Annotated in this window: 11 protein-coding genes and 2 pseudogenes; 4 read left to right on the plus strand and 9 right to left on the minus strand. The window is 67.8% G+C overall.

The annotated features are described in order from the left end of the window. Positions 1–240: 240 nt before the first annotated feature. Positions 241–2,466 (minus strand): MMPL family transporter, encoded by a 2,226-nt coding sequence (locus ACZ7M3_RS51235; RefSeq protein ID WP_472073494.1) that lies wholly within the window; start codon positions 2,464–2,466, stop codon positions 241–243. 139 nt (positions 2,467–2,605) lie between these two features. Here ACZ7M3_RS51235 and ACZ7M3_RS51240 point away from each other — a divergent pair, with 139 nt between their 5' ends. Beyond that, positions 2,606–3,478, plus strand: a complete 873-nt coding sequence (locus ACZ7M3_RS51240) for a TetR/AcrR family transcriptional regulator (RefSeq protein ID WP_472073496.1) — start codon at positions 2,606–2,608, stop codon at positions 3,476–3,478. A gap of 811 nt (positions 3,479–4,289) precedes the next feature. Here ACZ7M3_RS51240 and ACZ7M3_RS51245 read toward each other — a convergent pair. The 4 genes from ACZ7M3_RS51245 to ACZ7M3_RS51260 form a co-directional block, all read right to left on the minus strand. Further along, entirely contained in the window at positions 4,290–4,976 is a 687-nt protein-coding gene (locus ACZ7M3_RS51245; protein WP_472073498.1) for an SDR family NAD(P)-dependent oxidoreductase, read from the minus strand. An 83-nt stretch (positions 4,977–5,059) separates the two neighbouring features. Then, on the minus strand, positions 5,060–5,452 hold the full coding sequence (locus ACZ7M3_RS51250; protein WP_472073500.1) for an ester cyclase: 393 nt from the start codon (positions 5,450–5,452) through the stop codon (positions 5,060–5,062). Positions 5,453–5,567: 115 nt separating this feature from the next. Further along, on the minus strand, positions 5,568–6,227 hold the full coding sequence (locus tag ACZ7M3_RS51255; protein WP_472073502.1) for an NADPH-dependent F420 reductase: 660 nt from the start codon (positions 6,225–6,227) through the stop codon (positions 5,568–5,570). Positions 6,228–6,238: 11 nt separating this feature from the next. Further along, positions 6,239–6,979 carry an SDR family NAD(P)-dependent oxidoreductase gene (locus ACZ7M3_RS51260; protein ID WP_054229297.1) on the minus strand — a complete coding sequence of 247 codons (741 nt, stop codon included), beginning with the start codon at positions 6,977–6,979 and terminating at the stop codon, positions 6,239–6,241. A gap of 92 nt (positions 6,980–7,071) precedes the next feature. Here ACZ7M3_RS51260 and ACZ7M3_RS51265 point away from each other — a divergent pair, with 92 nt between their 5' ends. After that, entirely contained in the window at positions 7,072–7,680 is a 609-nt protein-coding gene (locus tag ACZ7M3_RS51265) for a TetR/AcrR family transcriptional regulator (RefSeq protein WP_472073504.1), read from the plus strand. Positions 7,681–7,892: 212 nt separating this feature from the next. Here ACZ7M3_RS51265 and ACZ7M3_RS51270 read toward each other — a convergent pair. Then, positions 7,893–8,093, minus strand: a pseudogene (locus ACZ7M3_RS51270) (hypothetical protein); the annotation flags it as partial. A gap of 13 nt (positions 8,094–8,106) precedes the next feature. Then, positions 8,107–8,805 carry a LuxR C-terminal-related transcriptional regulator gene (locus ACZ7M3_RS51275; RefSeq protein ID WP_472073506.1) on the minus strand — a complete coding sequence of 233 codons (699 nt, stop codon included), beginning with the start codon at positions 8,803–8,805 and terminating at the stop codon, positions 8,107–8,109. 713 nt (positions 8,806–9,518) lie between these two features. Between ACZ7M3_RS51275 and ACZ7M3_RS51280 the strand changes: the two are divergent. Further along, positions 9,519–9,725, plus strand: a pseudogene (locus ACZ7M3_RS51280) (hypothetical protein); the annotation flags it as partial. Here ACZ7M3_RS51280 and ACZ7M3_RS51285 read toward each other — a convergent pair. Continuing rightward, positions 9,718–10,161: a nuclear transport factor 2 family protein gene (locus ACZ7M3_RS51285; protein WP_472073518.1), complete on the minus strand. Its 444-nt coding sequence runs from the start codon at positions 10,159–10,161 to the stop codon at positions 9,718–9,720. The pseudogene ACZ7M3_RS51280 and the gene ACZ7M3_RS51285 sit on opposite strands and share 8 nt — an antisense overlap. A 109-nt stretch (positions 10,162–10,270) precedes the next feature. Further along, positions 10,271–11,185, minus strand: a complete 915-nt coding sequence (locus tag ACZ7M3_RS51290; RefSeq protein ID WP_472073508.1) for an NAD-dependent epimerase/dehydratase family protein — start codon at positions 11,183–11,185, stop codon at positions 10,271–10,273. 348 nt (positions 11,186–11,533) lie between these two features. Here ACZ7M3_RS51290 and ACZ7M3_RS51295 point away from each other — a divergent pair, with 348 nt between their 5' ends. Continuing rightward, on the plus strand, positions 11,534–12,019 hold the full coding sequence (locus ACZ7M3_RS51295; RefSeq protein WP_472073510.1) for a transposase: 486 nt from the start codon (positions 11,534–11,536) through the stop codon (positions 12,017–12,019). Positions 12,020–12,110: the final 91 nt, after the last annotated feature.

The raw sequence follows: 12,110 nt of genomic DNA on the forward strand, positions 1-12,110 counted from the left end.
GCCACACCTTTGTTGGGGCCCCCCTGGTTAGGTGGTGGGGGGGGGCCTTTGGGGTGTCTTCTGCGTGGGGGGAACGGGGGGGGGGGAAAAACCCCCCCCCCCCCCCCGCCGGTCCGTGCGCCCTGGATCATCCGCACGCCGAGAACGGCCTGGGGCGCTGCCTCATCAGCAGGCTCGCGGCCCGCTGGGCGGTGTTACCCCGGCCGGACTCCGCGAGGGGCAGGACGCTGTGGGCCGGAGTCAACCCCGTGAGACTGCGGGTTCGCGCGCGGCAGCGGGTTCGGGCGCGCTTTCGCTGAGGCCGAACCGGCTGTGGAATCTGCGCAGGAAGCCGGGCGCGTACCAGGCCGAGCCGCCGAGCAGGCGCATCGCGGCCGGGACGAGGACACCGCGGATGGCGACGGCGTCGATGAGGATGGCCAGCCCGCTGCCCAGGCCGAACATCTGCATGAAGCTGAGCTTGGACGTACCGAAGGCGAAGAAGCTCACCGCGAGCAGGCAGGCGGCGGCGGTGACGATGCGCCCGGTGTGCCCGAGGCCGTTGGTGACGGCGGACTCGGTGTCCTCGCCCTGGTCGTGGAGTTCCTTGATCCGGCTGGTGACGAACACCTCGTAGTCCATCGACAGACCGAAGACGATGCAGAACATCAGCACGGTCATCGACATCTCCATCGGCTGCGCCGTGAAGCCCAGCAGGGAGGAGAGATGGCCGTCCTGGAAGATCCAGGTCATGATGCCGAGCGTCGCTACCAGGGTGATCGCGTTCAGGGCCAAGGCGCGCAGCGGCTGCACGATACTGCCGGTGAACAGGAAGAGCAGGATGAACGTGGTCAGGACGACCAGGCCGATGGCGAGCGGGAGTTGGCCGCTGATGGAGTGCTTGGCGTCGACCAGTTCGGCGTCGATGCCGCCCACCAGGGGGTGGGTGCCGGGGGGCGGGGTGAGCGCCCGTACGTCGCCGACCAGGCTCTGTGCCGCGTCGGACTTCGGCGTCAAGGAGCTGACGACGCTGATCCGTTGGCCGTCGGGGCGGCTGAGGTTGGCGCTGCCGGGACCGGCCGCCGATTCCTGCCCGTGGGCGTACGTGCCGGTGCTGGTCTCGACCCGTACCACGCCCTTGAGCTGGGACAGTTGATCGGCGTACTTCTCCAACGGAGCTTTGTCCACGTTCTGGCCGACGTTCTGGCCGATGACGATCTGGAGGGCGGCGTTGTCGTTGCCGTTGAAGTTCTTCTGGAGCGTCGCGGAGACCTGGCGGCTCTCGGCGTCCTTGGGCAGCACGCGTTCGTCCGGGGTGCCGAAGGTGATGCCGAGCAGCGGGCTCGCCGCCACCAGCAGGACCGCGAGGACGGGCAGCGCGGTGAGCGCGGGCCGCCGCATGACGGTACGCGCCAGCCGCGCCCATATGGAGACGCGCGTGGTGACGTTCGCGGTCTTCGCCCAGGGCATCTGCCCCTTGTTGACCCGGTGCCCCAGGACGACGAGCAGCGGCGGCATGACGAACAGCGCGCTGACGGCCGCGATGGCGACGACGCCGACCCCGGCGAAGCCGAACGAGCGCAGGAAATACTGCGGGAAGACGAGAAGCGCCGCGAGTGCGGCGGCCACGGTGGAGGCGGAGAACGCGACGGTGCGGCCGGCGGTGTGCACCGTCCGGCGGACGGCGTCCTCCACGCTCGCGCCGGTCGCGAGCTGTTCCCTGAACCGGCTGATCATCAACAAGCCGTAGTCGATGCCCAGTCCCAGGCCGAGAGCCGTGGTGAGGTTGGTCGCCGTGTTCGAGACGCTGGTGACGTCGGCGAGCAGGGACAGTTCGGCGAACGAGCCCAGGATGGCGATGACGGCGATGGCCAGCGGCAGCAGCGCGGCGACCACGCTGCCGAAAACGAACAGCAGCAGGATGAGGGTCAGCGGGATCGCGATCAGCTCGGCCAGTTCAAGATCCTCGACCACCTGCGTCGACATGTCGTTGCCGACGGCGGCCACCCCGCCGGCCCGTACCGTGAGGGCCTTGTTGTACGTGCCGTCGTAATCGTCGAGCAGGCTTGTGGCGTTCTTCTGCTGCTGGGTCGGGTCGCCCTTGACGTGGGCGAGGACCATGGCCTCGCGGCCGTCCTTGGACAGGAGTTGGGCGCTGCGCGTGTCCCAGTACGAGACGACGTTCGCGAGCGTCTTCTCCTTCTTCAGGCTCGCGACCAGTGCCTTGCCGTTCTGCTCGGCCGACGGGGTGTCGACCCGGCCGTCACCGGCGCGGACCAGCAGCACGAGGTTGGTCTCGCCGCCGAATTTCTTGTCGATGAGATTGCGTGCCCGGGTGGACTGGGAAGCCGGGTCGTCGAAACCGCCGCCCAGCAGCTTGGTGAAGGCGCCGCTACCGAGGGCACCCATGAGAGCTGTCGCCACGACGGCGACGATGAGTACCAGCCGGGCCCGGCGGATCGCCAGCTCGGCTATGCGTTCGAACACGCCAATTCTCCTATGCGGTCAATGTGTTGCGGGGACGCGACGACGCTAGGGGAAGCCACGGGAAAATTGGCAGTGCGAGATTTACCTGACAGTGCTCGGTTTATGTTCAAGTGCCAGAGGTGCACCGTAGGGTGGGCGCATGCCCGTACCCGAACGGCCGAAGACCGCCGCGCCGCCGGCTCCGTCCGCGCCGTCTGCTCCCTCCGCCCCGACCGCTCGATCCGCCTCATCGGCTCCGCCCACGCTGCGGGAGCGGCGGCGGGCCACAGCGGTGCGGGAGATCCTGGACGCCGCCGAACTGCACGTCACCGAGCACGGTCCTGAGGGGCTGTCCCTGCGGGCCGTCGCGCGCAGCCTCGGCATGACCGTGCAGGCGCTCTACCACTACTTCCCCAACCGGCATGCCCTCGTCACGATGCTCGTCACCAAGGGGTACGAGGACCTGTTCGCCGCCGTCCAGGCCGCCGTCGACTCGACGGCCGACTCGGCTGCGGGCGCTGGGGGCACTGCGGCGGACTCGGTGGCGGACCGGCCGTTCGTGTCGCGTCTGCTGGACGCGGCCGAGGGCTACCGGGGCTGGGCCATCGCCCACCCGGAGCGGTTCCAGCTCCTGTTCGGGACACCGCTGAGGGGCTACGCGGCCCCGGCCGACGGCGCCTCCACCATTGCCGCCCGCCGGATGAGTACGATCTTCCAGCGTGAGCTCTTCGGCGGCTTCAGCCTGGAGCAGCTCGCGGCGGCCGACATGCCCCCGCTCTCGCCCCAGTTCCGGGCCTACCTGGACCATCTGCCCCCGGACGGGCCGGGAGTCCTCCCGCCGCCCGCGATCGCCCTGCTCATGGAGGCGTGGGGGCGCATGCACGGCATGGTCGTCCTTGAGGTGTTCGGACACACCTCGTTCCTCGGGGACCACGAGGCTGAGCTCTTCCACCTTGCGATGCGCAACATGCTCGCGGACATCCACCGGCGAATTTCGGGGAGCGCGGGCGCCGTTGAAGCCGGGGCGGTGTGAGGTGCGTCCAGATGTGACGCGCGTCCGGGCGGTGGCGTCAGAATTCCGCTCGTGCGGCAACGGCGCGCACGGCCCGCGCGTCCGCAACTGGGCGAGGGCCGAAGTCCGCCTCCTGGCAGTGGCCCGACCGGCAGCACCGGGTGGCCGGCCGCCGCTGGGCGGTCGAGGCGTGCTGCGGGCGATACGGAGCCGCTTGAACTGAATGAACTCACCGGGGGCGCGGAGCGGGTCGGACCACAGGCCGGCCGGGAAAGGGCTGTACGCCGCTCGCCCCGTATCTGGGGGCACCTGCTGTCGTCACCTTGCCTTCACGGGAAAGGCGCTTCGCAATAGGGCAAGCAATCCGCAGACCTGCGAGCGCCTGGCCGCTCCGTTCACATGTGGTGGCGTGCCCACCGCGCTCCCGGACCTCCCACCTGGTCACAACCGAGGTGGCCGGTGATCTGGCCCTCCACAGCGGACTCCAGCACTCGCTGGGTCATCTGCTGCGGCAGACCACCGCACCGGTCAGCTTCATGCCCTCGCTTCGGGCCCGGCCGACCAGCGCTCGCGCCGGACCCTCGCCGGCGGCGGCGAGGGTCCGCACCACGCACGGCATGCTGGACAGCAGCTCGTCCGTGTGGGTGGCGGGCGATGAGGTCCGTGGCGAAGAGCGCTCTGTCGTGGATGCGCGGGGGCGAGGCGGTCGGCGTGCACGACGTCGAGGATGTGTCCGGCGCCGCTCGCCCGCAGGGGGCGGGACACCGCATGGATGTGGCCGGTGACCCGCCGGCCTGGGCGCGGCTGGGCCCTCCCAGCCGCGCTGGCCTGCCTACCAGGGCACCTTTCCGTTTTCGTCCTGGAAGGTGCCGGTCGGGCCGTCCGCGTCGAGTGTGGCGAGACGTACGACGACCCTCGCGCTCTCCTCCGGCGTCCTGCCGACACCGAAGGCCGCCGTCAGGTCCGTCGCGGTGGTGCCGGGTTCGACGGCATTGAACTTGATGCTCGGATGGGCCTTGGCGTACTGGACGGTGAGCATGGTGGCGGCGGCCTTGGACGCCGAGTACAGCGCCAGCGGCAAGGCGTACTCCGGACGGTCCGGGTTGGTCACGGCCCAGAAGGATCCGGCGCTGCTGGAGACGGTCACCACGGTGGGGTTCGCGGACTTGCGCAGCAGGGGCAGCGCCGCTTCCGTGACCCGCACGAGGCCGACCGCGTTGGTGTCGAAGGCGCCCAGGGCGGTGGGGCCGTCGAGGGTTCCGTCCCCCAAGATGCCTGCGTTGTTCACCAGGACGTCGAGCCGGCCCTCGGCCGCGTCGATGGCCGCCAGCGCGCTGTGCACGGAGGCGTCATCGGTCACGTCGAGCTGCACGAATCTCGCGTCCAGCGCCGCCGCGGCCTGCTGTCCGCGCTCGACGTCCCGCGCGCCGAGGTAGACCACGTGGCCCACCGCCAGCAGCTGTCGGGCGGTCTCGAAGCCGATGCCCTTGTTGGCCCCGGTGATCAGTGTGATGGTCATGCAGATCCTCGCAAGTGAAGTGCCCGAGCGGGCCATTCTCGGTATGCGGACATATCTCAGGGGGACAGGCGCGAACTTGCAGGTCAGCCAGTAAGCTGCCGGCGCAGTTCACCGGCGTCGTGCAGGGCGGTCATGTGCACGAACCGCCCGTCGCGGACCTGGTAGATGGCGTACTCGGCGATCTCGAACGAGGCGCCGGTGGGAGCCACGCCGAGCCAGGGCTTCACGGGGGTGCCGGTGTTGACCAGGCGCGCAGCCAGACGGTCACCGTCGAAGAGCAGCTCCTGCAACTCCCAGTGCAGGTCCGGTACCGCGTCCACGTCCTGCCGTTGCACGGCCAGGAGGTCCTCGCGGGTGGCGGGCTCCCCGTTCAGCGTGGTCCGGTCGTTGATGAATGCGTCCATGCCATCGAATTGGTGGGCGTTGAGCGCTTCGAGGTAGCGCCGGTAGAACGTGCGCAGATCACTGTCGGACATATAGGGGGCCTTTCTGTGGGGTGGCTCCGGATCGGGGCCGCGCGTGGAGGGTCAGAGCGGGAATGCCCGCCGCGGCCGCGCCGGACGGCCCCGGCTGCGGAGGGGGGCCCGCCGGTCAGCGTCGCGTCGGAGCAAGGCGCTGTGCTCGGCTCAGGTTGGCGATGAGCTCGTCGCGCGTTTGGTGCGCCAGCGCGGTCCAGGCGGGTTGACCGGGGGCCGTGCGCCACGAGGCGCTCAAGGGACTGTTGTTGACGGTGTCGAAGCCGAACTGGTCGTAGAGCCGGGTCACGAGGTCGACGGCGTCGGGGAAGTTGCTGGAGGTCGGAAGCGCCAGCCGGTCGGGGGCGCCCGCGGGGCGGCCGGCGGTGGTGATGCGGGGAGCTTGGATATGGGTGAAGGCCTGGACGACCCGGGAGGCGGGCAGGTGCTCCTGGCGCAGCTCGAGTACGGTCGTCTCGCCGGAGTCGATGCGGGCGAAGTGACCGTCGCGCCAGATCATGTAGTTGTTCGTATCCAATACGATCTTGCCGGCGAGGGCGTCGACCGGCAGGTTGTTGACCGCTTTCAACGGGACGGCCACGACGGCGAAATCGCCGGCGGCCGCAGCGTCCGCGGCGCGGGCGGCCCGCGCGGACGGGCCGAGTTCCGCGACCAGATGCTGCAGGGTTTCCGGTCCGCGCGAGTTGGCGATCACGACGCTGTAGCCGTGGGCCAGGGCCGCCCGGGCGATCTGGCTGCCGACCTCGCCGGCGCCGATGATCCCGATGGTGGGCATGGGTCCGCCTCTCAGATCTGGTTCAGGCCGCCGTCGACGTACAGGCTCGAACCGGTGATGAAGCTGCTCTGCTCGGATGCCAGGAAGGCCACGGCGGCGGCCACCTCCTCCGGGCGCCCGAGCCGGCCCAGCGGCACCCGCGTCACCAGGTGCTGCTTGAACCGTTCCGGGTCGGGGGTCAGCCCCGCCAGGGCGGGGGTGTCGGTCGGGCCGGGGGTGAGGGTGTTGACCCGGATGCCGCGTCCCTTGAGTTCGTTTGCCCAGGTCCGGGCGAACGAGCGCGTGGCGGCCTTGGTCGCCGCGTACACGCCGAGCTCCGCATCGCCGACGTCCCCGTTGGTCGAGCCGTTCACGATCACCGAGGCGCCGTCGTTGAGCAGCGGCAGGGCCTTTTGGACGGTGAACAGCAGACCACGGACGTTGATGCCGAACAGGGTGTCGAAGTGCTCCTCGGTGACCTGCTCCAGCGGAGCGAGCGCGGCGACGGCGGCATTCGCGAACAGCACGTCCAGGCCCCCGCCCCGGCTGCGGATGGTGGCGTAGAGCCGATCCAGGTCGTCCAGGTTCGCGATGTCGCCGGTCACCGCAGTGGCCGCAGGACCGATCAGGTCGACGGCCGCGTCAAGTTCAGTCGCGCGCCGGCCGGTGATGAAGACGTGCGCGCCTTCAGCTGCCAGCCGGACCGCACTGGCCAGGCCGATGCCGGCGCTGCCCCCGGTGACGAGAGCGCTCTTTCCGTCGAGTAGTCCCATGTGTGCCACCCCTTCCACTTCTGCAGCAGTCGCTACAGAAGTGGACCGTAGCACTTCTGCAGCGAACACTGCGGAAGGGGTAGGGTGTGGGGGTGGAGACGAAACCGACCGGCCCGATCGGCCGACCGCGAGGATTCGACGCCGACGCCGCCCTTGAGCGCGCCATGCTGGTGTTCTGGCAGCATGGCTACGAGGGGGCCAGCACCGCCGGCCTGACGCACGCGATGGGGATCTCCACCACCAGCATGTACGCCGCGTTCGGGAACAAGGAGCAGCTGTTCCGCAAGGTGTTGGAGCGCTACACCGACGGCCCGAGCGCCTACCTGGCCCAGGCACTGGAGCAGCCGACTGCCCTTGGCGTCGCCACCGCCATCCTGGCCGGCACCGTGCGCACCACCACCCGCGCGGGCCACCCCCACGGCTGCCTGGGCGTCCAGGGGGCCCTGACCACCAGCGACTCCGGCCAGGACGTCCGCGCCCTCCTCGTCGACTGGCGCACTGCCGGATACGCCCGCATCCGCGAGCGGTTCCGGCGCGCCGTCGATGACGGCGATCTGCCCCCGCAGACCGACCCAGGCCTCCTGGCCCGCTACCTCACCACCCTCGCCTACGGCATCGCCGTCCAGGCCGCGAGCGGCGTCGCCCGCGACGACTTGCAGGAGCTGGCCGACGCAGCCTTGCGCCACTGGCCCCTGTCCTGACACCGCCGTGGCGGCGGGGGGCCGTGCCGTGCCGGCCCCGCGGGTGATCATCTCCCGGCAGCGTGTTGGGCGACTTCCCGGGTTGTCGAGCACCGGCTCGTGGCGCGGCACCGCGGATGCGCGACGGCGACCTGCGCAAATGCTCCCGCCGGGGTGGACGCGCCGGTGCAGTACGGGCCCCGGCTGACCGCGGTGGTGGTATATCTGCACCCCGCTCGCTCCAGCTCCTCCATGGGCCGAACATGGCCGAGGGCCGGGTCGAAGACGTCGCCGGTGCCGGGCTCGGAGTGCAGCACCCACACCACCAGGTCCCCGCCCTGGCGCGACAGCCGGACCAGGCGGTTCACCTGCTCGGCGATCTTCAGATCGAAGGTGGTTTCCGACACCGGCCGACCAGCTGGAGGCCGCGGCAGGACTTCGGGCCGTTCAGGCGGCCGGCCGCACCAGGCCCGATTCGTAGGCGAAGACCACCGCCTGGACACGGGCGCGGGCACCGATCTTGGCGAGGATGCTGCTGACGTGGGCCTTGACGGTGGTCGTGGCGATGGACAGCCACGCAGCGATCTCGGCGTTGGACCAGCCGGAGGCGACGGCGGTGAGCACGACACGCTCCCGCTCGGTGAGCGTGCCGACCCCGACTTCCCGCTCGGCAGGGAGCGCGGGTTGCACCTGTCGGACGGTGTCGATGAGAGCGCGGGTCAGGTCGGGGGTGATGACGGCGCCTCCGGCGGCCACGACACGGATGGCCGCGGTCAGTTCGCCGGGGGTGGCGTCGTGGAGAAGGAATCCACCGGCACCGGCGCGCAGGGCGGCGTAGGCGCGCTGCTCGTGGTTGGCGGGGGTCAGGATCAGCACGCGTGGGCCGTTCCCTTGCGTTCTGGAGAGTTCGGGGGTCCGGGGGCGGGTGGGAGGCCGTGTGATGCGGCGGATGGTCTCGGTGCCGTCCGAGTCGGAAATGTGGCTGTCCATCACCACGACGTCGGGGCACAGTGCGGCGCTCATGCGGACCGCCCCGGCCCCGCTTGATGCCTCGCCGACGACAGTCAGGTCGGGCTCCTCCGCCAGGAGCATGCGCAGTCCGCGGCGCTGCAAGGACTGCGCATTGACAATGAGTACGGAGGTCATGGTGGGCGTTCTCCCAACGGGAAGCCGACTATCGGCGCGGGCTGCGATCGCTGCGAGTGGGTGTGTGCTCAGTCATCGCCCACCCGCTCTGAACGAAACGGTTTCGTTCACCTTGGGTTTCAGGTTAATGCTGCGGTTATCGAAACTGCATCGTTTCTCTGGTGGTCTGGGACACACCTTCGCCGGATGCCGCCGCGCGCTCAGCGGCTCGGTGGATGGCGGCGAGCGTCGCGCTGCCAGGGCTGTGTGCGTGCCGCATCGCGATGGCCACCCCGCAGGCCCACCACGTGGTGCGTCTCCGCGACAGGTGCGGTTCTACGAGGCAAAGAGCTTGATCACTTCGACCCGCGGGCCCAACAACTACCGCGACTACAGCGAAGCAGCTCAGGGCGCGACCAGCAGATCCGAGAACTGCTCAGCGCGGGCCTGCCGACGCAGGCAATCCGCGCGGTCCTTCCCTGCCTGCAATCACCGCGCGATCCGATCGTCTTCGAAGGCGTTACATCCGAGACGGCGGCGGCTCTCGAACGAGAGCGTGACAGTCTGACCGAGCGCATCGACACCCTGGCTCGCAACCGTCACGCGATCGCCGGCTACCTGGCCGAGCTCCAAAAGCGCGCGGAGTGAGCCGCCGCGAGCTGTGATCTCCCCTGTGTTTGAGACAGGGGGTGTGAAACAGGCGATGGTGTGGTGCCGGTCCGCTCGATCGCCGGCTTCCGTTCGACAACAACGCCGCCGAACGGGAAGTCCGCATGGTTAAGTCCGGCAGAAGATCTCCGGTGGCATGCGGACCCGGATCGGCGGAACACTTCTGCCATCTGCGTTCTTACCTCGCCACCGCCACCAAACACCGCATCAATCTGCTCGACGCGCTCGTCCCATTGACATTCAGCCGACTGTGGCTTCCCACGATCAACTGACCTGATTAGTCACCTTAGGATGAGGCGGGGGGACCGGACTCACATAGAAACGAGTCCAATTTATCCGATCCTCACGGACGGTCATTACTACAGGTCCGACCAAGAGAGCGGGTAGTCCCTCAAGAGAAGTTCCACTCATTTCCCATTCGGACCACACCTCAGACCCCGAAACCGCTGTCCGCAGAATTCTTGCTTGCAGATCGGGAACTCGGGTAAATATCAAGGACCAGTTCATCAGCACACGCTCCCGCCCAGTAAAACTTTCTGCAGGACGGTGCGGCACCTCCGCTGCGTAGTCGGCAGTGAAGCAGTCGGCGACTCGTTGCGCTGAATGCGAATTGATGGCGTCACAAAGGCGACCTGCCACGTCAATTAGGTGCACAGAACTACTCCTTCTCAAGGATTGCGTGTCATTTCGATCCCAGCCTGACCGCATTGGAATATCTGGCCAGGGACTCACTGGGCCGGTTCCATAACTAGCGTAAAAGTTATCGAGGGCACAGGATCCCGGAATCTCTGCTTGCTGTCGAAATCGGGATGCGGGATCAATCCGCGGCCGCGCTCACCTGATTATTGATAATGATGTCCAGGTCGGTGGCGGTGAGGCCGAAGGTGTCGGCTGTTTTTGAGGCGTCCATGAGGAACGGCGAGTACCACTGATAGTCCATTTCGGCCATTTCACGGGCTGCCGGCGCGAAAAGCCCAGCTGTGCGCATTGCCGCGCGTGGCATCGGGATCAGCTTGACCGGGGGCCGACCTGCAGCGGCGGCGTAGCGCCGCGCCAGTTCACGGATGCTGATGGCCGGTGGCGACGGCACATGCCACGCCTGACCCCACGCACGCTCATCATTTCCAAGTGCGACCAGGGCCTGAGCCATGTCTCCGTTGAAGGTGAAGGTATGTGGCGCGTCCAGATCGGCAGGCACCCAGGCTGCTCGGCCCGCCTTCATTGCCGGCTCAATGATTATGGAATACAGGCCATTCGAGTCCCTGCCGATGTAGTCGGACCCGCGAACCTCCACAGTGCGGACTCCGGAGTTGAGGGCCTGCTCCCACAGCCGTTTACGGAGACGGCCTTTAGGCCCAGTGGCGGCCATGGGGGTGTATTCGTTCATCATACCGCCAGGCTGCGGGCCGTAGGCGTACATGCTGCCAGTAATTGCCAGCACGGCCCTGTTTTCTTTCGCGGCCGTGATGACCGCATTCTGTATGGGCGGCAACAGTCGTTCCCACATTGTGTAGGAAGGCGGGTTCGCACAGTGATAGATCACCTTTGCGCCGCGAGATAGTTCGGTCAAGCGGCCCGGGTCGGAAGCATCCGCGGCGACCCGTTCGACCTGCGGATACTCCGGGCCCGAGCCGCTGCGCGTGACAATGCGGACGCTTTCACCGCGGTCGGCGAGCAGACGAGCGACATTCGTGCCGATGGAGCCGGCGCCGATAACGACATGCATGGCCATGATGGGCTCTTTCATATAGATAGGCGTTCCGAGTTCGTTAAAGACTCAGAACAGAGTTCGCCGATGGCCGTTATGGAAACTAATCGGCCTGAGCTTGGCCGCAGGGCAGACCTCGGATCGGCGGTTCTTCACGTGGCCGTATGCTGCCGCCTGTCAGTGAGCTAAGGGCTCGTATCAATCTCGTCGTCCGTCTTCGTACTTGGTCACCGGTGGTGTCGCACGAGTCGTGACGCTAGCCGGGCATCGCTACGATTTGGCAGGGATAGATTTTTCTAACACTGTCAGTACAACAGCCTCAGATCTTGTGACTGGTGATCGGTGCTGACCGTTGCTGACCGTTGTCCGGTCATGCTGATGGATGTGAGTGCGGAGCGCGTTGAGGAGTGGGCAGAGGAACTGGCTGCCTTGACGGGCGGGTTGGGGCATCTGTTTGCCCGGCCGGAGCCGCGGGAGGTGTTCGCCGATCTGATCGAGGGGCTGTCTGACCTGGGCCGGAAGAACGGCTGGACGATGGCAGGGCGAGCCGGGCATGCCACCCCGCACCGGATCCAGAAGTTTCTGGGCGAGGCGTCCTGGAGCGCGGACGGACTGCTGGCCGAGGTGCAGGCTTACGCAGCACGGCAGTTGGGGGAACCGAGCGCGACGCTGGTGCTGGACGACACCCAGGTGATCAAGAAGGGTGACAATTCCGTCGGGGTCGGCCACCAGCACTGCGGGACGACCGGTGACGTCCGCAACTGCCAAGTCATGAAGCTTCATGGCCAAGCTCACTACTCCCTTGATGATCCCTGGCCCCCGAAAGCGGGTCTGCTGCAGGTTTGGGTGACAGGTTGACCTGCCCCACCTCTGGGGTTCCAGTTCTGGTGGCTAACTGACAGCCCTTCACGGAAGGCTGGCAGTCATGCCTCGTCCCTATCCTCCGGAG

Source organism: Streptomyces sp. NPDC111656, assembly GCF_055656965.1.

Excerpts from the sequence above, each read along its gene's own strand:
- ACZ7M3_RS51285 (WP_472073518.1), bottom strand. The coding sequence starts at position 10,161 with ATGCGGTCAGGCTGGGATCGAAATGACACGCAATCCTTGAGAAGGAGT.
- ACZ7M3_RS51250 (WP_472073500.1), bottom strand. The coding sequence starts at position 5,452 with ATGTCCGACAGTGATCTGCGCACGTTCTACCGGCGCTACCTCGAAGCG.
- ACZ7M3_RS51260 (WP_054229297.1), bottom strand. The coding sequence starts at position 6,979 with ATGGGACTACTCGACGGAAAGAGCGCTCTCGTCACCGGGGGCAGCGCC.
- ACZ7M3_RS51255 (WP_472073502.1), bottom strand. The coding sequence starts at position 6,227 with ATGCCCACCATCGGGATCATCGGCGCCGGCGAGGTCGGCAGCCAGATC.
- ACZ7M3_RS51290 (WP_472073508.1), bottom strand. The coding sequence starts at position 11,185 with ATGGCCATGCATGTCGTTATCGGCGCCGGCTCCATCGGCACGAATGTC.
- ACZ7M3_RS51275 (WP_472073506.1), bottom strand. The coding sequence starts at position 8,805 with ATGACCTCCGTACTCATTGTCAATGCGCAGTCCTTGCAGCGCCGCGGA.
- ACZ7M3_RS51295 (WP_472073510.1), top strand. The coding sequence starts at position 11,534 with ATGCTGATGGATGTGAGTGCGGAGCGCGTTGAGGAGTGGGCAGAGGAA.
- ACZ7M3_RS51240 (WP_472073496.1), top strand. The coding sequence starts at position 2,606 with ATGCCCGTACCCGAACGGCCGAAGACCGCCGCGCCGCCGGCTCCGTCC.
- ACZ7M3_RS51245 (WP_472073498.1), bottom strand. The coding sequence starts at position 4,976 with ATGACCATCACACTGATCACCGGGGCCAACAAGGGCATCGGCTTCGAG.